Annotated in this window: 17 protein-coding genes, 1 tRNA gene and 1 pseudogene; 8 read left to right on the top strand and 11 right to left on the bottom strand. The window is 52.0% G+C overall.

The annotated features are described in order from the left end of the window. Window positions 1-259: 259 nt before the first annotated feature. The 6 genes from BM231_RS24400 to BM231_RS24375 all read right to left on the bottom strand — a co-directional run bounded on the left by BM231_RS24400 (window position 260) and on the right by BM231_RS24375 (window position 6,880). Complete coding sequence (locus BM231_RS24400) at window positions 260-1,117, bottom strand: carbohydrate kinase family protein (RefSeq protein ID WP_093523711.1); 858 nt, start codon at window positions 1,115-1,117, stop codon at window positions 260-262. Beyond that, window positions 1,114-2,172, bottom strand: a complete 1,059-nt coding sequence (locus BM231_RS24395; RefSeq protein ID WP_093523709.1) for an ABC transporter ATP-binding protein — start codon at window positions 2,170-2,172, stop codon at window positions 1,114-1,116. Before BM231_RS24395 ends, BM231_RS24400 begins: the two co-directional genes overlap by 4 nt. A 4-nt stretch (window positions 2,173-2,176) precedes the next feature. Beyond that, window positions 2,177-3,664 carry an argininosuccinate lyase gene (argH, locus tag BM231_RS24390; RefSeq protein WP_093523707.1) on the bottom strand — a complete coding sequence of 496 codons (1,488 nt, stop codon included), beginning with the start codon at window positions 3,662-3,664 and terminating at the stop codon, window positions 2,177-2,179. Then, window positions 3,661-4,539 (bottom strand): carbohydrate ABC transporter permease, encoded by an 879-nt coding sequence (locus BM231_RS24385; protein WP_093523705.1) that lies wholly within the window; start codon window positions 4,537-4,539, stop codon window positions 3,661-3,663. Before BM231_RS24385 ends, argH begins: the two co-directional genes overlap by 4 nt. Window position 4,540: 1 nt before the next feature. Then, window positions 4,541-5,434 (bottom strand): carbohydrate ABC transporter permease, encoded by an 894-nt coding sequence (locus tag BM231_RS24380; RefSeq protein WP_063289273.1) that lies wholly within the window; start codon window positions 5,432-5,434, stop codon window positions 4,541-4,543. A 192-nt stretch (window positions 5,435-5,626) separates the two neighbouring features. After that, window positions 5,627-6,880: a sugar ABC transporter substrate-binding protein gene (locus BM231_RS24375; protein WP_093523703.1), complete on the bottom strand. Its 1,254-nt coding sequence runs from the start codon at window positions 6,878-6,880 to the stop codon at window positions 5,627-5,629. 315 nt (window positions 6,881-7,195) lie between these two features. Between BM231_RS24375 and BM231_RS24370 the strand changes: the two genes are divergently transcribed. Both BM231_RS24370 and BM231_RS24365 read left to right on the top strand, forming a co-directional pair. Then, a complete protein-coding gene (locus BM231_RS24370) occupies window positions 7,196-8,245 on the top strand; it encodes an ROK family protein (RefSeq protein ID WP_093523701.1) in 1,050 nt (349 codons plus the stop codon). A gap of 9 nt (window positions 8,246-8,254) precedes the next feature. Beyond that, on the top strand, window positions 8,255-10,648 hold the full coding sequence (locus BM231_RS24365; protein ID WP_093523699.1) for a PIG-L family deacetylase: 2,394 nt from the start codon (window positions 8,255-8,257) through the stop codon (window positions 10,646-10,648). A gap of 54 nt (window positions 10,649-10,702) precedes the next feature. Here BM231_RS24365 and BM231_RS24360 read toward each other — a convergent pair whose 3' ends face one another. From BM231_RS24360 to BM231_RS24345, 4 genes are read right to left on the bottom strand one after another with little or no spacing between them, the layout of a single operon-like run. Next, window positions 10,703-11,833, bottom strand: coding sequence for an ABC transporter permease (locus tag BM231_RS24360; RefSeq protein WP_093523697.1), 1,131 nt, complete (start codon window positions 11,831-11,833; stop codon window positions 10,703-10,705). Continuing rightward, window positions 11,830-12,747, bottom strand: a complete 918-nt coding sequence (locus BM231_RS24355; RefSeq protein ID WP_093523695.1) for an ABC transporter ATP-binding protein — start codon at window positions 12,745-12,747, stop codon at window positions 11,830-11,832. The genes BM231_RS24360 and BM231_RS24355 overlap by 4 nt, the downstream gene beginning before the upstream one ends. After that, the gene (locus BM231_RS24350) at window positions 12,744-13,694 is read right to left on the bottom strand and encodes an HlyD family secretion protein (protein WP_093523693.1); all 951 of its coding nucleotides are present in this window, start codon (window positions 13,692-13,694) and stop codon (window positions 12,744-12,746) included. Before BM231_RS24350 ends, BM231_RS24355 begins: the two co-directional genes overlap by 4 nt. After that, the gene (locus BM231_RS24345) at window positions 13,687-14,394 is read right to left on the bottom strand and encodes a CerR family C-terminal domain-containing protein (RefSeq protein ID WP_093523691.1); all 708 of its coding nucleotides are present in this window, start codon (window positions 14,392-14,394) and stop codon (window positions 13,687-13,689) included. The genes BM231_RS24350 and BM231_RS24345 overlap by 8 nt, the downstream gene beginning before the upstream one ends. Window positions 14,395-14,605: 211 nt before the next feature. Between BM231_RS24345 and BM231_RS24340 the strand changes: the two genes are divergently transcribed. From BM231_RS24340 to BM231_RS24330, 3 genes are all read left to right on the top strand, one after another. Beyond that, window positions 14,606-14,695: transfer RNA gene (locus BM231_RS24340), tRNA-Ser, on the top strand. Between the two features lie 143 nt (window positions 14,696-14,838). Then, on the top strand, window positions 14,839-15,153 hold the full coding sequence (locus BM231_RS26895; protein ID WP_139226399.1) for a DUF6538 domain-containing protein: 315 nt from the start codon (window positions 14,839-14,841) through the stop codon (window positions 15,151-15,153). 266 nt (window positions 15,154-15,419) lie between these two features. Further along, window positions 15,420-15,989, top strand: coding sequence for a site-specific integrase (locus BM231_RS24330; RefSeq protein ID WP_093523687.1), 570 nt, complete (start codon window positions 15,420-15,422; stop codon window positions 15,987-15,989). A gap of 241 nt (window positions 15,990-16,230) precedes the next feature. On the opposite strand, the pseudogene BM231_RS24325 reads toward BM231_RS24330, so the two are convergent. Further along, window positions 16,231-16,389: pseudogene (locus BM231_RS24325) on the bottom strand (IS6 family transposase); the annotation flags it as partial. Between the two features lie 286 nt (window positions 16,390-16,675). Between BM231_RS24325 and BM231_RS24320 the strand changes: the two are divergent. From BM231_RS24320 to BM231_RS24310, 3 genes are all read left to right on the top strand, one after another. Beyond that, window positions 16,676-19,132 (top strand): hypothetical protein, encoded by a 2,457-nt coding sequence (locus BM231_RS24320; RefSeq protein ID WP_093523685.1) that lies wholly within the window; start codon window positions 16,676-16,678, stop codon window positions 19,130-19,132. Between the two features lie 478 nt (window positions 19,133-19,610). Then, on the top strand, window positions 19,611-20,243 hold the full coding sequence (locus BM231_RS24315) for a tyrosine-type recombinase/integrase (protein WP_093523683.1): 633 nt from the start codon (window positions 19,611-19,613) through the stop codon (window positions 20,241-20,243). 158 nt (window positions 20,244-20,401) lie between these two features. Then, window positions 20,402-20,817 (top strand): Crp/Fnr family transcriptional regulator (locus BM231_RS24310; protein ID WP_139226398.1); only part of this gene is annotated, 416 nt, incomplete at its 3' end.

Here is a 20,817-nt window from a genome sequence, read left to right as displayed (position 1 = left end):
AATGGCTGAAAATATAGATTTTTAAGATATGTGTGCAGTTATGTAGGTATGTAAGAAATACGTTTTAATTTTTGCGTTGCAATGTGCGTTGCTATGTAAAATTTGCGCTGAAAGGGCAGGAGGATGCGTTCATCGGTATTGCATTGAGGCGCGCATATGTGCTGCGACTGCAAGTGGTGTTGAGGGAAGATGAAAGCGGGGATAAAAGGGAGAGCTGAAGGGGATAAGGGCCACAGCGTGTGTGACCCTTTTGTTTGGTTTAAGGTGCGCCGCCGACGCGCATGACGGCTGCTGCACCGCACTTGTTACCGTCGTGTAGGCAGGTCTCGATATCTGCACCGCGGAGCCATGAGCTCAAGAAGCCGGCGTTGAAGGCATCTCCGGCGCCTGTTGTGTCGACAACAGGGACAGGGTCTGCAGCAACGGTGATCTCGCCGTCCTTAGTGATGGCGGTTGCGCCTGCCTTACCCTTTTTCACGACTGTGAGTGTTGGGCAGTTGGCTGGCTCTTTCAGGTAGCCCAGATGTTCTGCTTCCATCTCGTTGGGCAGGAACAGGTCTACCTGCGCGATGAGGTTCTGAACGTTGCCATTTAAGAGGCAGTTCTGATCCCATGAGCAATCCAACGAGACTGTCATGCCTGCGGCTTTGGCGATCTCCAGAAGTTCCGGAAGTTCCTGCAGCGTTGCCAGTTCTCCAATGTGGAGGTGTCTGGCTTTTGATGTGCTGAATGCGTCCAGCATGTCTCTTGGGACTGCGGTACCGTTGCGCTTTGTCAGGAAGGCGCGGTCTTCCTGACAGCCGATGACGGCTGTTACCTGAGCACCGTTTGCGGAGTTGAATGGCGACAGGCTCAGGTCAACGCCGCTGCGCTGCATCTTGTCTAAAATCGCAGAGCCAAACGGGCCGCCTGGCATGGAGGCCAGAAGGGCCGTTTTATGGCCCAATGCGGAAAGGTTGGCAGCGGTGATGAAACCGCCGCCTCCGGGTTCAACTGCCAGTTCTTCGGCGTAGGTTTCTTCGCCTAGTCTTGGCAGTTCGGTGAGCCCAGTAAAGATGAGGTCGCAATAAACTCGTCCCGCACAGACGATTGCCCCATCGGTTTGTTTTGAGATCACCGGATAGCCTCCCCGGTGTGTGCATCAAACAAATGAATGGCTTCAGGTGCTGCATGCAGGTTGACGGTGTCGCCAACGGCAGGCGGTGTTCTGCCGGAGGCTTTGGCGATGACTTCCTTTTCGCCCACTTTTACATAGGCGAGGGTGTCTGTGCCGAGTGGCTCGATCACGGAAACCTCGCCGGAAAAGAGGCCTTCGCCTTCCTGAACCAGCAGGGCATCTGGGCGCAGGCCAACGGCGACCTGCTGATTTTCACTGAGCTTGGTGGTTGGCACCTGAACTGAAGTGCCATTGTCCAGAGCGATCGTTTCTCCCTTCACAATGCCATTCAGCATGTTCATGGACGGAGCGCCGATGAACTGAGCCACAAAGATGTTTGCAGGCTCATAGAAGACTTCGAATGGTGTGCCGACCTGCTGGATGTGACCGTCTTTCATGATCACGATACGGTCTGCCATGGTCATGGCTTCGACCTGATCGTGTGTCACGAAGATGATGGTGTTTCCAACGCGCTGGTGAAGCTTTTTGATCTCCAGTCGCATCTGGGTGCGCAGCTGTGCGTCCAGATTGGATAGAGGCTCGTCAAACAGGAAAGCAGCTGGATCACGCACCATGGCGCGGCCAATGGCGACGCGCTGGCGCTGTCCGCCGGAAAGCTGGTTTGGCTTTCTGTCGAGCAGGTCTGTTAGTTCCAGAATGCCGGAAACTTCATTGATACGCGCGTCCTTCTCGTCCTTGGAGAGTTTGGAAGTGCGCAGTCCGAAGCCGATGTTTTTTCGCACCGTCATATGCGGGTAGATCGCATAGTTCTGGAACACCATTGCGATGTTGCGCTCTTTGGGTTCCATGTCGTTGACCACATCACCGCCGATACGGATGTCGCCTGCGGAAATTTCCTCCAGACCTGCGATCATGCGCAGGGTGGTGGATTTGCCACAACCGGACGGGCCAACCAGAACAACGAACTCACCGGACTGGATGTCCAGATTGATGCCATGCAGGACCTGAGTGTCCCCGTAGGACTTAACGAGATTATTTAGGGATACGGTGGTCAATCGATCACTCCTGCACTAGTTTTGCAAAAGCAGCGCTGCGCACTAAAGTGGCCTGCACGCTTTGATCTGCAAATGATTTGTTTTTGGCTCTCAGGGCTTTGGCGGACTGCTTGTAAGTTTCCAAAGCAGCATCCAATGCACTTGGAGCAGGTCCGCCGGGGCGGGTGCGAATAGCAACGAAATTCTCAGCACTGACAGCATGCATGAACTGGTCTTCGCTCATGTTGGATACCTTTTGAGCATGTGCCTCAAAGGCCTTGCCAAATGGGTCAAAGCCATCACGCAGTGGCTTTTGCTCTGCGATCACTGCCTTGGCTGTGTCTGCTGCAATCTCATGGGCCTGACGGAAGGAGAGACCTTCCTCACGCACCAGTGTATCCGCCAGTTCTGTGATGGTGATGCAGGAGGCGTCCGTGTTTTTCGCAACGCGCTCTTCGTTGATGGAGCTTGCTGCGATCAGTGCTGCAAAAAGATCCAGCACACGACTGCCGCTTTCAAAGGCGGCATACCCTGCTTGCTGCACTTCACCCTCACTGTCGTTCATGTCAGTGAACGGAGTGTTGTGCATGGTGCCGACAATTGCATCGCACCTGCCAACTGTGATCGATGCCAGATGGCGCAGGTGCTCGATTGGCACTGGATTACGCTTTTGCGGCATGATGGAAGAGATCTGCACCAAGCTGTTTGGCACGTAGAGCTGTCCTACCTCAAAGGCGCTCCAGAACTGCATGTCCTGAATGACACGGCCCAGATGCAGGAACATGAGTTTCATGGCCGAGTAGAGGCCCGTTACGTAATCTACTGAGGCAATGCAGCCATAGGAGTTGAGCAGAGGCTCACTGAAGCCCAGCAGCTCTGCCATGCGTTCGCGGTTGATCGGGAAGCCGGAGGTGGTGATGGCCGCTGCACCCATTGGGCAATGGTCAATGCCAGCTCTTGCCAGGTTCAAACGTTCCAGATCGCGCAGCAGCACTTCCAGCGCTGCGGACAGGTAATGGCCGAAGGTGGATGGCTGTGCCGGTTGCCCGTGAGTGTAGGCAACAATCAGCGTTTCCTTCTCGATCTCAGCTTTCTTGATCAGCACATCACACAGATGCAGAGCTTGCTGGGTGAGGGCGTCACAGCGTTTGGCCAGTGCCAGTTTAAAGACTGTATGGTCCATATCATTGCGTGAGCGGGCTGTGTGCAGCATGCCAGCAATGTCCGGGCCTAGACGTTTCTTCAGCTCAGCTTCTACGAGGAAGAAGTAATCCTCGTACTCACCGGTGTATTCTGGATCTGCGTCTGCCAGATCCTTTTCGATCTCAAGCAATGCCTCGGCGATTTGCTTGCCGGTTTCCAGTGGCACGATGCCAGTCTCGCACAGCATCACCAGATGCGCCTGATTGATCTGTGTGATCGAGGTGGTGTGGTGTGCTTTCACCCCTTCAAAGAGCGGTGCGAGCACGGTGTCCTTGTAGACCGGATGCGGGAACTTTGAACTGTCGATCATCCTTTGAGCCCTGCCATTACTACGCCGCGAATGATGTAGCGCTGGAATACCAGGAATACGATCAGGGTCGGGATGGTTGAAATTGCTGCGCCTGTCATGATCAGTTCCCACTCCACCTGCGCTTCTACTGAGAAGGTGGTGAGGCCAACGGGCAGGGTGTACATTTCCTGACTGTTGGTGACGATGAGTGGCCAGATGAAGGCTGTCCAGTTGCCGAGGAACACGAAGATTGCCAGAGCTGCCAAAGCTGGGCGTACCAGCGGCATAGCCACGGTCCACCAGATCTGAAGTTCGTTGAGGCCATCAATGCGCGCTGCTTCCAGGAAGTCGTCCGGCACAGTTTCAAAGAACTGCTTCATGAGGAAGGTGCCAAAGGCCGTCATGAGACCCGGGAACATGATGCCCCAGTAGGTGTCGAGCCAGCCGAATGTGGAGCTCATCAGGTACCACGGAATAACCAGCATTTCAGTCGGGATCATCAGCGTCGACAGGATGGCGATGAAGATGATGTAACGGCCTGGGAAGGTGTATTTGCACAGGACGTAACCGACGAGGCTGTCAAACAGCACGTTACAGATGGTTGTGATGGTCGCGATGAACAAAGAGTTGGTGAACCAGCCGAAGAAGCGGCCATCTTCCAGAACGTAGGTGTAGTTCTCTATGGTTGGTTCTTCTGGAATGAGGTTCAGGTTGTAGACCTCAAACGGGTATTTGAATGAGGTAGACAGCATGAAGATGATTGGCATGATCATGGCGATGCCGCCTGCAAATAGCAGGAGCCAACGGATGAACTGCGCCTGACTGCGTTTTCTGCGCGCGGAACTGCGCAGAGACGAGGCACTCTTGCTTGTGTTCAGTGTGTCTGAAAAAGCCATATTACTTATCCCTCATGACGCGCAGTTGCAGCAGGCTGACGACAAGCAAAACGGTGAACAGAACAACTGTTTGTGCTGCCGCATACCCCATGTCAAAAGAGTTGAAGGCCGTGTCATAGATCATTAGAACCAACGGCTTGGTGGAGTTGAGCGGGCCGCCCGGATCATTCGTGGTCATGTTGAAGACCTGATCGAAGATGCGCAGGAAGCCAATGGAGGAGAAGACAACCAGGAAGACGATGGTTGGCTTTAGAAGCGGAATGGTGATCTCGGTCAGGGTTTCCCAAGCGGAGATGCCATCAATGCGGGCTGCTTCATAATAGGTTTGCGGAATGGCGCGCAGACCGGCCATAAAGATGATGACCTGAAAGCCCAGTCCTGCCCAGATGGCCGGTGCCAGAATGGATGGCAGTGCAAAGGTGGTTGAGTTCAAAAACGGGATTTGCGGGATACCGAAGGTGGCCAGCGTGTTGTTGAAGACCCCGATTGGAACCGGCTGGTAGAACCAGCGCCAGACCCACGCCATTGCGACCGCGCTGGTCATGAACGGAAGGAAGTACAGTGCGCGGATCGTGCCATGCATGAAGCGTAGTTTGTCGAGATGGAACGCGATCACGAAAGCAAGAAGCAGGGAGCTTGGTGTTCCCAGTATCAGATAGAGGAAGGTGTTGCCGAACACTTTCCAGAATGTGGGATCACTGAACAGCTTTACATAATTGTCGAACCCGGTCCAATTGCGGGAGCCGAGCAGGTTCCATTCCTGAAAAGAGAGCAGAATAGCGTTCGCTGTTGGATAGAAGCGCACGACTACATAAAAAACGATTGGGATGGCAAGTAGCCCCCATGCCCAGACGATCTGCTTTTGCGAGATCGAGAGCCTTTTATAAATCCCCAAAACCGCCCCCTGGTTATAGTCGGAATTGCAGCAGTTTGCTCAGAGTATGAGTCATGAGACTGCTCTAACTATTTGTTTTAAGGTGTATTATGGCTCTGCTAAAAGAGCCTTTGCCCTACATGCTGTTTTAATGGTGTGGGGGCAAGGTGGTGCCCCCACACGCATCTGTTTTAATAGACTGTCACGTGATGCTTAGTTGTAGTAGTCGTCGAGGATTTTCTGCTCTTCGCCTGCTGCCTGAGCAAGGGAATCGTCTACAGACTGATCCTCAAGGCGCATGCGTCCAACCATGTCCATCAGAGCCTGACGCTGACCACTTTCGTTGGCAAAGATTGTTGTCTTCGCGTAGCCAAGACCTTTGATGAATGGGCCGTAGACTTCGTGGTTAGCATTGGCTTCTGTCATCGCCGCGGATGGCTTTGCAGGAAGCTCGCCAACGGTGTCGAGCCAGACTTGCATGGCCTCATCGGAGGTGACGTACTTCATGAACTTGACGGCTGCATCGTACTTCTCATCGGTGGCTTTGGACGTGATGCCGTTCACCCAGTAAGACGAGTAGTTGGAATGAGTGCCGTCTGCTGCGGCTGGCAGCTCTGCAACGCCCCACTTGAGGCCACGTACTTTGTTGAGTGCGCCGATGCGGAAGGAACCGTCGATGTGCATGCCTGCGCGGCCTGCCTTAAAGGCTGCTTGAGGCTCATCCATGAAGCCTGCGGCGGTCACTTTGTGGGTGAACTCAAGGTCGGAGTAGTACTTCAGAGCGGCTTTACCGGCATCTGTGTTGTAGTTCACCTTTTTGTAGTTATCCATGTACGGATCGCCACCGAATTGGCGGATAAGCACTTCGCGGAACCAGTGGTGGTCCTGTGCATTCATGCCCGTGGTGATGCCCACGGTGGACAGGTTGCCTGCGCCGTCTTTCTGGGTGAGTTTCTTCGCGGTTTCAACCAGCTCGTCCAGCGTCTTTGGCGGGCCGTCGATGCCGGCTTTGTCGAACAGGCGCTTGTTGTAGAACAGAGCCAGCGAGCGCACTGCTGTTGGCAGAGCCATGTACTGATCACCGCGCTTCATGGCCTGAACCATTGGGAAGAACTCAGCTTCGATTTCAGCTGGCGGGAAAACGTCGTTTGGAAGTGGCTGGATGAGCTGCGCGTTTACGTAGTCGTTCAACCAACCATAAAACAGCTGTACCACATCCGGGCCCTGACCTGCAGGGATTGCTGCTGCCACTTTCGTGCGGTAATCCGCATACGGGAAGTGGGTCATTTTCACGGTGATGTCCGGGTTTGCCTTCTCGAAGTTCTCGATCAGGGTTTCCATTGCTTTCACACGTGGCTCAAAGAAATATTGCCAGTACTCAATTTCAACTGCTTGTGCACTGCCTGCTGCATACATTGCGCAAGCCGCGGTGGTTGCCCCCAGCATCCACTTTTTCAACTGCTTCATAAGACCCTCTCCTAAGTCCTAAAGTCGGAGCTGCCCTCTATTCCTCGCCCCGGCTTCTTTTGATAAATTGCGAAAAGAAATGTTCTTCTCTTAATATTTCACAATGCTGAACAGATTTAATTCAATTAAGTTGAGTATTCAAGTGTTTTGATTTAATGGATAGATATGCATCGAAAAACACCACTTAAAATCATTGGCTCCAACGCCGAAAGAACTCGACTTCACAATAGGAAAGTCGTTCTCGGGCACTTACGTTCTCATGGCAAACTGGGGCGAGCAGAACTTGCGCGCCTGACCGGTTTGTCCACACAGGCAATGAGTAACATTATAGCTGAATTGGAGAGCGAGGCTCTGATTCTTGCGGGTGAGCGGCAAACAAAAGGGCGTGGTTTGCCTGCGGTGCAATACACTTTGAATCCGGCGGGCGCTGTTGCGTTGGGGGTGGAAGTTCGCCCCAATGCGATCCTTTGTGCGCTGGTGAATTTTCTTGGTGATACGCTTTATACCAAGCGCATACATATCGAGAGTAGTGCGCCCGCAGTGGTTTTGCCAGCCGTTAAAACGGCCTGCGATGAGGCTCTTTCATCCATTGGAAAGAACGCGCCACCTGTTTTAGGCGCGGGAATCGTTATGCCTGGTCCATTTGGCCGTGTGGGATTGACTGGAGCTGGTAAGGCCGAGTTGGTTGGCTGGGACGATAAAGACCCGCAGGCACTGTTTGAAGATGTGCTGCAGGTGCCGGTGCGCGTGGAAAATGATGCGACGGCGGCGGCTATTGCAGAGCAGACCACTGGCTCGGCAACTGACCTGCAATCCTTCTGTTTTGTTTATTTTGGGACAGGTCTGGGGCTTGGTGTGATCTCCAATGGTGAGATCCTGCGCGGTGCGTTTGGCAATGCGGGGGAGCTGGGGCACGTTGTTGTGGAGCGAGGCGGACGGCTTTGTTCCTGTGGCAATCGTGGGTGCCTTGAAACTTACACCAGCCGTATGGCGGCTCGTGAGTTTTTGCAAAAGCGCGGCAAGTCAGCGGAAAACCAGAAGGACCTTTCTGATCTGCTGGCCGTGAATGATCCTGATCTGGAAAAGTGGATTTGTGAGGCGGCTGACCCATTGGCGCAGGCGATCGGGACACTTGAGAACTTGTTTGATCCGGAGGCCGTTATTCTGGGTGGTGCCATGCCGCCGGAGTTGCTGGAACGGCTGATTGCTAAACTGAACCTGATTGATGCGACGGTTTCCGTTCGCGCTGACCGGACGTTGCCACGTGTTGTGCGTGGAGCGTCTGGTTGGATGACTGCGGCTCTTGGAGCAGCGGCGCTGATTATACACGACACCTATATTCCAAGTATTTCGAAGGTAGCTTGAGGGGACACGATGCCACTTTCAGAACAACAACGTATTGCCGCGCACAAGCAAAGTGTGCGGATGGTGAACCTTTGGCGGGCGCTGCAGCCGCTCAAGTCAACGGTTTCCTTTATGAATACGGGAGCTCATCCAGATGATGAGATTTCTGAAATGCTGGCAGCGATTGGCCTTCGCGATGGCATTGCCTTGTCTTATGCCTGCGCCAACCGCGGTGAGGGCGGGCAGAACGACATCGGGACCGAGGCGACTGAGAACCTTGGTGTGTTGCGCACCGCTGAAATGGAAAAAGCCTGCGATGTGCTGAATATGCGCATGTACTGGCTCTCAGAAAATGCTGAGGACAATGTTTTTGACTTCGGGTTTTCAAAAAGTGGTGTTGAGACACTTGGCAAGTGGGGGCATCAACGCACGCTGAAGCGGTTTGTTGAAATCATCCGTCAAGAGCGGCCAGACATCATTAGTCCAACTTTTCTGAATATTCCCGGCCAGCATGGTCACCACCGCGCCATGACACAGGCTGCGTTTGAGGTGATGAAAGCTGCGGCTGATCCTGAGTTTCCTGAGGTTGATCTGCCGTGCTGGACGGTCAAGAAGCTCTACCTGCCTGCGTGGTCTGGCGCGGGTGGGGCGTATGATGATGAAGTTCCACCACCACCTGTGACGCTTGAGTTTGATGGTAATGGTGAGGAGGAAGTCACCGGCTGGAGCTGGGCTCAGATTGGTGAGCAGTCCCGTGCGTTCCATAGAACGCAAGGCATGGGGCGCTGGCAAGCGTACAGCAATAGCAACGTCTGGCCGTTGCATCTGGCGGAAAGCACCGTTGGCGCTGAAGAACAGTCTTTAACCGATAATCTTCCGAAAGACCTTTCCGAGCTTGCCTCCTTTGCAGGTGCTCCAGCACTCTCAGCATTGTTGGACAAGGCGCATGATCATTGTTTGGATGCGATTGAGGCGTTTCCGAACCGTGCAATGATTGGCGCGGCTGCGGCCCAGGCGCTGAAGTTGTTGCGTAAAGCGATGGAGGAGTGCCCTGAGGCCGCCCGTGATGAAGTTCTGCACCGTCTGGAGCGCAAGGAATTGCAGCTTGCTAAAGTGCTTGAGCTGGCAGAGGGCATTGTTGCCTCTGTGCGGTTGTCTCAAGATCAGTTGAAGCACGGTGAGAGCGCTGAGGTCGCTTTTGAATGCAATCGTGAAGCCGTGAGCTTTGAACTGGATCTGCCGAAGGGGTGGGAGCAGCAAGACGGGGGCGTCCAAGTTGGGGCTGACGCTGACACCAGTGATCCGTATCCGGCTGTTTATCGTCCTGATGCAGTTCAGGCGCCATGTGTGAGGCTTCGGTTTGCATCTCATGGTGTCGAGGTTGAAACGCGACTGCCGTTTGAGGTAGAGCCGATTGTGCTTCCGTCTCATGTGGTCACATTGGACGACACGGGGTTCGTGCTCAACAGTACGTTGGAGAACCGGTCTTTGAGCATCCCGGTTGGTGGGAATGCGGACGGATTGAGCCTTGATGTGCCTGAAGGATGGACGGCGCAGTTTGACGATGGTGTTTTCCAGATTGCTCTGCCTGATGGTGTTGCCAATGGGCTTTATGAGTTGCCGATCCTGCAAGGAGGCGAGCAGGCTTACACCGTTCATGTTGTCTCTTATCCGCATGTAAGCCAGCGTGTGCGTGTTACTCCGGCGACAGTTCGTGTCTGTGTTGTTGATGCTCGCCTTGATGCGAAGCGTGTTGGTTATGTTGGGAGCGGTAATGACCGTGTTGCCAAATGGCTTGGTGACATTGGCGTTGATGTAGTGGATCTGCCTGTTGGTGAGTTGAGTGCCAAGCGCTTGCAAGGGTTGGGTTGCCTTATTGTCGGTATCTTCGCATTTCGTAACCGACAGGACCTGCATGATGTGATTGCGGATATTCATGCGTGGGTGAAAGCTGGCGGGCGCCTGATTACGCTCTATCACCGTCCATGGGATCGGTGGGATGCAGACAAACTCCCCCTTCAGCCGCTTGAGATTGGATCACCGAGCCTGCGTTGGCGGGTGACTGATGAGAATGCCGAGGTGCGCTATCTGAAACCGCAGCATGCTTTGCTCAATCAGCCTAATGAAATCGGTACAAGCGATTGGGCGAACTGGCATAAGGAGCGCGGGCTCTATTTTGCGAAGAGTTGGGATGCTGCCTATGAGCCGCTGTTGGAAATGGCGGACCCTGATGAAGCGCCTCACCAAGGCATTTTGCTTGCGGGTGACTTTGGGCAGGGGCAGCACATACACACCTCGCTTATCCTGCATCATCAGATGGAGAAGCTGGTGCCGGGAGCCTTCCGCTTGATGGCTAATCTGGTCTCAAGTGGAGCTGATGAGGCGAGTGTCTCTCAAAACGCTGAGGCTTTTGAGGCCAGTTGATAGATTTGAATGAGGCGCCGCGAAAACGGCGCCTCTTTTTTTTACGGGCGGCTTCTAGTCCAGCGTCCGCTTGAACCTCTTCAGGGCAAGCATCAGCAGCAGGCCGACGAACAGGAAGAGGGTGTAAACGCTCGCGGATACCTCGCTCCATTCTGCACCCTTCAACAAGATTGCGCGTACGACACGCAAGAAGTGGGTGAGCGGAAAGATCTCGCCCAGTGTCTGCGCCCATTCCGGCATGCCTGCGTAGGGGAACATGAAACCGGAGAGAAGCAGGGACGGCAGGAAGAAAAAGAACGTCATCTGCATGGCCTGCATTTGCGTGCGGGCGACTGTGGAAATGAAGTAACCCAGCAACACAAGTGCTAGCACGAAAACCAGTATGGCGCCGATGAGCAGCAGCAACCCGCCTTCAAACGGGATGTTGAAGAGCAGGCGGCCAGCAATCAATACAACGGCCACCTGAACCGCGCCTACTCCCAGATAGGGCAGGACTTTGCCGCACATGATCTCAAAAGGTGATGCGGGCATGGCCAGAAGGTTTTCCATGGTACCGCGTTCTGTTTCTCGCGTTAGTGCGATGCTTGTCATCATCACCAGTGTCAGCTGAAGAATGACACCCAGCAGGCCGGGGACGATGTTGTACTGGGTGATGCCTTCTGGATTGTACTTGCGATGAATGATGGTGCTGGACTTTAAAAGATCCTGCTTCAGGCTCGGGTTCTTTTGTTTGATGGATGCAACGGCATTTTCGATGATCGCCGGGGCGGAGGCGACAGCAGCGCCGGATGCTGCGGGATCTGTAGCGTCTGCTTCAATCAGCGCGTTGGGTGTTCCTGCTTCTGCCTGCTTTGCGAAGTTGCTGGGGAATGTCACCACAAACGTGACTTTACCTCGCCGGAGCAGGCTGCGGGCTTCTGATGGTGAGACGTTGACATCGGTGAACTTGAAGTACTGAGAGTTCTCAAGGGCTGTAACAGCGGCACGGGAATATGGGTCATTGGCCATGGCAACCAGAGCTGTAGGGAGGCCACGTGGGTCATTGTTGATCGCGTAGCCAAACAGCACAAGCTGAAGCAGGGGGATACCGAGCATCATGGCGAAGGTGATGCGGTCGCGGCGCATCTGGATGAACTCTTTGATGAGCATGGCAAAGAGCCGCTGAAGGGAAAATATTCTGCTCATTGCATATTGTCCGTGCTGTCACTCATGAACTTGATGAAGACATCCTCCAGGTTGGTTTCTGATTGTTCGATCTGGATGTCTTCGTTTTGCTCAAGTGGTTTGAGCACGCGCTTCAGTGCCTGTAGGTCTGTTCCTGTCACGTGCAATGAGTTGCCGAACGGAGTAACCTGCTGAACGCCATTGTTCTCCTGAAGTTCAGCTATGAAACGCTCAAGGTTGGGGCCAGTGAGTGTGTATGTGTATAGCCCTGCATCTGCAATAACGTCGCTCAAAGAACCATCTGCCAGCAGTTCGCCATAAGATATGTAGGTGATACGATGACAGCGTTCTGCCTCGTCCATGTAGTGCGTGGACACAAGAACGGTCATGCCATCAGCTGCAAGGCGGTGGATCTCCTCCCAAAAATCGCGGCGGGCTTTGGGGTCCACACCTGCTGTGGGCTCGTCCAGTAACAAAAGCTTGGGTTTGTGCATGGTGCAGGCCGCCAGAGCGAGGCGCTGTTTCCAACCACCTGAGAGTTCACCAGCTAGTTGATTGCGGCGGGAGAGGAGGCCGAGCTTTTCCAGCGTCTCGGTGGTGTGCTTTCTGAGGGGCGTCAGGTTATAAAGTCGTGCGACGAAGCTCAGGTTCTCTTCGATGGTGAGGTCTTCGTAGAACGAGAATTTCTGCGTCATGTAGCCGACCTGGCTTTTGATCAGGAGACGGTCTTTGATCAGATCATACCCCAGCACCTGTCCATTGCCTTCGTCGGGCTTGAGAAGGCCACACATCATACGGATGCTTGTGGTTTTTCCTGAGCCGTTGGGACCAAGGAAGCCAACAATCTCACCCGGTTTGACTTTGAGCGAGACATTATTGACGACCAGCTTGTCGCCAAAGCGTTTGGTCAGGCCTTTGACTTCAATTGCGTTCATTGCAAGCTGTCCAGATCAACGTCAAAAATCTGACCGGGTCTCAGTGGGGAGTGCTTGGTGATGGGTTTTGCCTGCACTTCATAAACCAGCTTCTCCCGCGTCTCCAAAGAGTAGATGACAGGCGGGGTGAACTCCGGGCCCTCTGCAATGTGGGTGATCTGCAGGGCTTGCAAGGTAGTGCAGCCGGAGCATCTGGCGTTGAATTTGGTGCCAACTTCAAGCTGGCCATATTGTTCTTCCGGTACAAAGAAATGAAGCTTGATGGAGTTGACGGGCAACAGGCTGGCAACCGGTGCTGTGGGGCCTGCCATTTCACCGGAGTGCAGGAACACGTCCGTGACCCTGGCATCTTCCGGTGCATAGATTTTTCGCTTCTCAAGCAACCACTCTGCCAGATCAACTTTCGCCCGCGCCATTTCATAGAGGCTCTCGGCTGCTGCTATCTGGTCTTCACGTGCCGGAAGTTTGGCAACGGAGAGCTGGGCCTGCAGTTCTGTTATGCGGGCCTGTGAAACGAGCAGGGCGGTCTCAGCTTCATCAAACTGCGCCTGAGAAATGACTTTGCGCCCGAGGAGGCCCTGATATCTGTCGTAGACGTTTTGCGAGTGTTTGGCCTGCGCTCGTGCTGAGCGCAGGGTTGCTTTCAAAACGTCGATCTCCTCAGGGCGTTTACCCAGTTTGAGGTCATTGAGTGAGGCGAGGGTCTGCTGCAGTTGGGCTTTGGCCTCAGCCAACTTCATGTTGGCATCAGAGGATTCCAGTATGGCGATGAGCTGGCCTTTCTTGACCCGCTCCCCTTCTTCTACCTGCACATCAGCAATTTCGGAGAGCTCTACAGGAGCCAGCTTGAGGTACTCGCCTTCAACATAGCCAGCTGTCAGGTTTGGTTCTGGTGCGCAAAAGGCGAACCAGCTTGCCACAACAGGAAGGGCGCAGACATTAAGCATGGTTCGAGCCTTTCGACAGATCATCCAACAAGGCGTTGATTGAGCGGTGAAGGATGGATTTGATCTGTGCCAGCTCATCAGGGCCTACGGCTTGCCAGCCCATGCGCTTGAGCACCAGCGGACGTGCCAGGCGGATGTAAAGCAGCTGACCAATCATGGCGAAGATTGCGAGCTTTAGTTCATCAGAACCAACAGGCTGCCCAGTTGCACGGCTGAAGAGCACGGTGACGCGGTCCATCAGTGGTTCAAAGATTAAGTGGTAAAGCGTGTCCACTTCCTCTGGTGAGTGCAAAACCTCCTTGAGCATAAAGCCAATCACCAGTTCAGCGCGCTTGTTTGTCTGGGTGAAGGTGATCATGCGGTCGATCATATCCAGAATCTTAGTGCGTGCGTCTTCAGGCGACAGATGCTCAATGTCTGAGAGCTTTCTGTTCAGCACAACAGACAGCACATCACCAATCGACATGGCAATGAAGTTGATGCATGCGCGCTTCAACCCGGCCTTGCCATCAAAGTGATAGGCAATGGAGGCGATGTTGGCCTTTGCTGTTTGCGCGATGGACCGCGTAGACGTGCCTGCATATCCCTCATGGCCGAAGTGGTAGAGAGCAGATTCAATAAGATCGCGTTTTGTTTTGGCCGATGGGGTGTCAGATGCCAGCGCTTCACGCAGTTCATTTGGGGTAGGGGAGTTTGTCATAATGGCACCCGTTGTTCAATCAATCGTTTGATTGAAAATCTACGCCTGTTTTAGAATTTTGTAAAGTGCGCGTCCAGAAATTCGTATTGATGGGAAATTGGGGGTGATATTTGGACTTTTGTAGTTTCTACACAGGGTATTTTCTATTTCCACAGCTACAGTTGCTACTTGCTCTTGAATTTCAGGTGGTTCGTGGTATCTACCCGCTCATGGACACGTGGCCGAGTGGTCGAAGGCGCTCCCCTGCTAAGGGAGTAGGCCCGGAAGGGTCTCGAGGGTTCGAATCCCTCCGTGTCCGCCATCTTCCCTTTTTGAAAATATGAATAGCTACGCTTAATCAGTAGGTTAAAGCGTCTTGCGCAAAGTGATTTAACGCTGGCGGACTGAGCTACATTCCATTCTACATAACAAATTGCATCACACTGCACGTAGGATGGGTAGAATATGGCTCATACGATCAGTCGTGGAATGTACTATTTTGTGAAGCGTGTTCCTAAAAGATTTGCGTCTGTCGATTTGCGTTCACGCACCCAGCTTTCCCTTAAAACTCAAAGCCCTGATGTGGCCCAGAAGAAGTCTCTCATTATTGAGGAGAGGCTTGCCGCGTACTGGGAGGCTCTGCTCGCAGAAGATCATGAAGGGGCAAAAGCTCATTATGAGGCTGTAGTCAATTTTGCAGAAGTGCAGGGTATGCCTAGCTGTCATAGGAAGAGGTTGTTGCAGTGCCTTAAGGTGGCCTGCTCAATCGAATTGAAGTGATCCCGGAGGATGAGCAATCCAAAATAGTTTCTGTTCTTGCGGATGGATTGTTAGGCGGAGCAGATAAGCCGATCCTGAAGGTCTCTGGGCTTTAAGAGGATTGTCTGGATCTCACGCCAGATCTCCTCCTGGGAAAGAGTGATGATCAAGTTCGCAAATGGAAGAACTCCCGACAAACAGCCATCAATAAATTGATCACTGTCGTAAGTGATAAAAATGTCCACGAGTTAACTTGTGATGGCGGATTGAAGCTTCGTGAGTGGTGAATGGACTGTGTTGTCGATGAAAGAAAGAAGCCCAGCACGGCGAACAAGGACTTCACGCACCTCTTAAAAATCTTTTCGACCTGGCGAGATCTGAAGCTGGAGCAGTTGGCCAATCTATTTCTTCCGCTTAGACTTGCGCAAAATGATTTGCAGGACCACAGGCCGTTATTCACACGCGATTGGCTCAAGACCGTTCTGCTGGCTCCGGATGCTTTTGGTGCGACCAATGAGGAGACTGCGCTGGTATTCAAGATCCTGATCAACACAGGACCTCGGCCTTCGGAGCTGTTGGGCACGAAGTTGGAGCACTTTGTTCTTGAGCATGAAGTGCCTCACATCCGTGTTGAGGAGTACAGTGACGGGGTGATCAAGCGCAAACTGAAGACCAAATGGTCAGAGCGAGAGATTCCACTTGTTGGCGTCTCGCTGGATGCAGCTAAACGGATCGTCACAATGGGCGGAGTTCAGGCTTATCACCTGAAGGCAGATCGCTGGGGTGCCCTGATCAACAAGGTTATGGTCGAGCGCAAACTGAAAGAAACAGAACGCCACACTCCTTACTCACTATGACACTCCTTCGAGGAGAGCATATTGGAATCAGGAGTTGACCATTAGCTGCCGTTCACATGGCTTAAAGCCCGTCCAAACTTTGGCCAGTGTTCAACTACAGGTGATTTTCATACCTTCAATCTTGAACATCAACTACTGGATGTTCTCTCTGAGTGTCTTTTGGTGCCACTCGGCACCTATCCAGGGATCGTATGAGGTTAGGGGTAGAATAGTACGCTAAGGATAGCCCTTCAGGGCTATCTTAATAGATTTTATCACTCTGAAGATGGTTTTCGAGCATAGTCATGGCTTCAGATCGAGCACTGGGGCAAATTCCAAAGGCCTGCTCAATGAGGCGGGCTTCACCCAGAACATCCTTCGAGAAGTTGAAGGCACCAGCCTGACCTATGCGCAGTGTCCTATGCTCTGTGAGGGAAGGGCCTTGTCAACAGTGCCTAGAGCTTTTCAGTCTCCTTGATCAATCTGTAAGGCGATGAACTTAAAGCGGGAATGCCGACCTATAGCGAAAACATATAGGCGACAAAACAATCTTGGGTTGTTCCACTTTCCAGCGAAAATATACTCCCGCCGACCAGCGCCTCAAGTACAGCACCTGTTATCGTAACCGATGATAGCAACGTGTCATGGCCCTAACCAATTAACGACATTATTTCGATGGCGGCGTATTAACTTTAGGGAGAGAGCCTATGCAAAAAGACCATCGCATTCGCTTAGAAATCACCAATAACAGCCCATCCATTTTCACTTTTGAGCAAGCTCACTTAGAATATGGTCAACTCGCAGATGATAGCGAGTGGCCAAAAGAAATAGCTGCCGATGGTGGTCGCGCAACCGTCGAGTGTGATGAGGCAGAATTGTCCGTCGCAGGGTGCGCTGGCTGGGTAAAATATAAATCTGCGTCGCCTGAAAACCCCATCAGCATCTATTTCACATTCGCCAATCCGATTGGGAACCTGAACAAAATCGATGCCGGCACAAGCGATCAGATATACGAAACTATGACTTCTCAGTTATTGCCGGTGCAGAGATTTTTCCCAACCAAAGGCTCCGAGGGACACTATTGGACGGTAGATGCGCGCAGCACAAATGGAAAAACCAACGATGCCAGATTTGTAATTGAAAGCGGTGATACCGCGGAAATTATTCCTGAGAACCCACGGTTGGTAAATGCAGCTGCTACTTTTGACAGTGTCAATGCAACCTCCGGCGGGACTGGCTACTATTTGACCATCCACACTTCGATCTACTCACATTTTAAAGGAGTTGGTGCTTATGGATCAAAGTTAATCTTCACGCACACAAACGTACTGCTTCCCCATCAGCAAGGTACATATATGATTGGAGATAAAATCAAGAAAAAATATGGTGGTAGCTCAACAATTAAAGCAACTTATAATACCGAACATGAACCCGCATGGGGTCATCCAGGAGGTGTTCAAGTATGCGGTAGCTATATGGCACTTGCTCTGGAGAAAAGTGACAAAAACAATAAATGCTCGGAAGTGCAAATCTACGATGTTCGGCCCACGGCAAAAAACAAACCGATGAAACTTCTGACCACGATCCTGAGGGACGATAGCGCGATAAATGGCGCTGGGATGACGAAAGAAAAGTCAGTAGGTGAAGAAAAAGGGAAATACATTGTCATTGCAGGGGATGGCCCGGGGCTAAGTGTCTATCGATCCAAAACTGCTGAAATCAGCACGCAACCCGACCAATTTGATCTCATTCAGTTGATTTCAAAGGAAAAACTTCCTGACACATTTAGTCCTGAGGGTGGTTTCGCTCTCGCGACACAAGAAGATGGCCAGCTCTTTATTTTCACGATGCACGGCACCGATAGAAGTTTTGGTTTATATCGGCTCCAGATTGAAGGAGATCATAGCGCAACTGTCACGCAAGTTCGTGCTCCAATACTATTGGAAACTGGCCCCTCCTCATCAGCCGGCACGGAAGCAAGACACGACGAGACGTCAGGTGCTATCAGCTTAGCTGGTCTCAAAGCGAATTATATGCCGGGTGTGGATATGATGTCACCGTCTGACCTGGGCGCCAATTTCAGATGGGGAAAGGGTCTTCAGATTACATCACCTACCAGTATTGAGGTTTTTGCAACATCCAGAAGTGCTTTCCCATACCCTCCTTTCTTCCCTGGAGTGTTTTCAGTTGCGACTTGGCAGGCGTACACCGCTATTGACGCTGTCTGGTGGCCTAGCATTTATTACACTACAGGCTCCTCGGTGGCGATCGCTACAGATTACAACTCAGGCTGCCTGGAAATGAACCGTGGCTCTGGTGGAAATAGCAACAAACTTTACTACCGCGTAGGACGGGCGCATTTCTCCGGTAATCGTATCGACTTTGGAAACGGTATATATTTTACAAGCAGCTCCGACTTTGCCGTATCTATGGACAATAAAGACCACTGTATCTGTGTGCATAGGGAAAGTGGGAGTGGCAATAAACTATATTATGCCGTTGGACTTGCAGATATAGGTGCCAGGACAGTCAATTGGGGCAATAATCAAAATTACGCCACCGGAACTAAAGTCGCGGTCGCCATGGATAATCTTGGTAACTGCGTTGAGTTACACACCGGTAGCGGCGACGACAAAAACAATCTCTACTACATGGTTGGGATCATTAACTCCACTGCAAAGACAATACATTGGGGAGATAGCGACAAGTATGACACGGGCGCTGACGTTGCCGTCGCAATGGATAATCACGGTAATTGCGTAGAGACACATAGAGGCAATCCGGCTTCTGGTAACGACGATAAACTTTACTACCGCGTTGGCAGAATAGACTTCAGCAAAAAGACCATAAGTTGGGGTGATAGTATCCAATACGATTCAGGCTCAGATCACTCAATAGCGATGGACAATAGTGGTAATTGTGTGGAGGTTCATCGAGGTTGCGGTAGCAGCGCTGACCTATACTACCGCACTGGAAAAATACAATTTGAGAAAAAAAAGATAGACTGGAGTGAAAGTAAACAATACGACCACGGCTCCAATCTTGCTGTAACCATGGATAATAATGGCCACTTAATAGAAGTGCACCGGCATTCGGAAGGTGGCGATGACAGCAATAAGTTATACTACAAAATTGGTTTGCCGGATCTGGACCCCGCTGACTAAGCTCTTCCCTTGCAAAGCACAGCGTACTTCAAACTCCCCGTAGTGACGGGGAGTTTGGTATATGCGTAGCGATTTGTGCGATGAAGAATGGTCATAGAAAAGTTGGAGCCCAGTGAGCGTTGCGAAGGTGCAGTCCGGTACACAAGAACTTACGCTTCATCAATAGTATGTTGTCTGTCTTGAGCACAGGTTACCCTTGGTGGGATATGCATGAAGGCTACTGTAAAAGCCTTAGGTTGGGGCTATTTCAATTCCTGATGGAAATGCTCCAATGTCTCCAAAGGCCCGATATCAAAGCGATATCACTCATCAAGAAGCTTTACCGAAAACTATACTACACATATTCTGGTCCTCTGAGTAACGCTTGGCAAGCAAACTAGTAGTTCGTTACCTTTACCAACCTGAAAATCAATACTGTTTTCTATCTGCTGTAAGATTAGCTAGATATGGTGGTTGAGGGTGGTTTGGAGGAACTGTCATGACCTTATCAAACCTTCCTATGATCAGACCAGTAAAACCAGCCTGGAATCGTGGCAGGATTGTCGGGCAAAAGCGCCCTTTGCTACCAAAACACGTTTGGGCCATTCGTGTTCGCCTTGAGCTTGCAGGCAAAGTACGTGAGCTAGCTTTGTTCAATGCAGCAATCGATAGCAAACTCAGAGGGTGTGACCTTGTACGTCTTAAGGTTGTCGATGTTTTTACTGCAGGGCGAGTGAAAAGGCGCACTTCAATAATTCAGAGTAAGACCGGTAAGCCTGTTCAGTTTGAACTCATGGAAGGAACCAGATCAGCCTTGTTAAAATGGATAGACAGTCCAGAAATGATTGGGTCAGCGTATCTATGGCCTGGTCGGTTTCATGACAGGCCACACATTTCGACGCGACAGTATGGCCGAATGCTGAAAGAGTGGGTTTTATCAATCGGGCTAGAACCAAGTTCTTACGGCACACACTCAATGCGCAGAACAAAGGTCGCGCAAATCTACAAGAAGACAGGTAACCTTCGTGCTGTGCAGCTTCGTCTTGGCCACACAAAGATGGACAGTACTGTCAGATACTTAGGTATAGATCTTGAAGATGCACTCTCGTTATCAGAGAAAATCGACATTTAGCAATCAAGGAGCTGGTAGGGAGCAACTCCGAACTCTTCAGTTGTCAGCGTGACCAATTGAAACACTGCAACTAACAGTATGGTGTGTTGACAACAAGGGCGGTGTTCAGGATACGTGATGAAGTTTATGCCCTCAACGTATTTCAAGGAACCTTGGCCATGACAGGAGTGTTGGATCACGGGAGCCTCAAGTTCCTTGACCTGCTCCCCCAAAAGGTCGAGGCCGCTTTTGCAGCTGTCGAGCAGCGCCACACCTATCAGGACGGCCGCACGATCTTCTCGACCGGTGATGATGGTGATCGCCTGCTCATTGTGCGTTCAGGGGCAGTTAGAATGGGGCGTTTCAGCCGCAGTGGCCGAGAAACAATTCTTGCGGTGCTTGGTGAGGGGCACTTCATTGGCATCATAGGCGTGCTAACCGGCCGCAAGCGTACGCAAAATGCTGTTGCAGTTGGTAAAACGACAGTTGGTTATGTTCACAAAGCTGATTTTCTGACGCTAATGGACGCTCATCCCGAAATCGCCCGCGCAGCTTTGCCAGCGACGTTGAGCCGTTTGAATGTGGCGCTGAACAT

Source organism: Pseudovibrio ascidiaceicola, assembly GCF_900114245.1.
Lineage (GTDB): Bacteria > Pseudomonadota > Alphaproteobacteria > Rhizobiales > Stappiaceae > Pseudovibrio > Pseudovibrio ascidiaceicola.
Note: the sequence above shows the minus strand (reverse complement) of the source record. Positions and strands in the feature narration are given on the sequence as shown.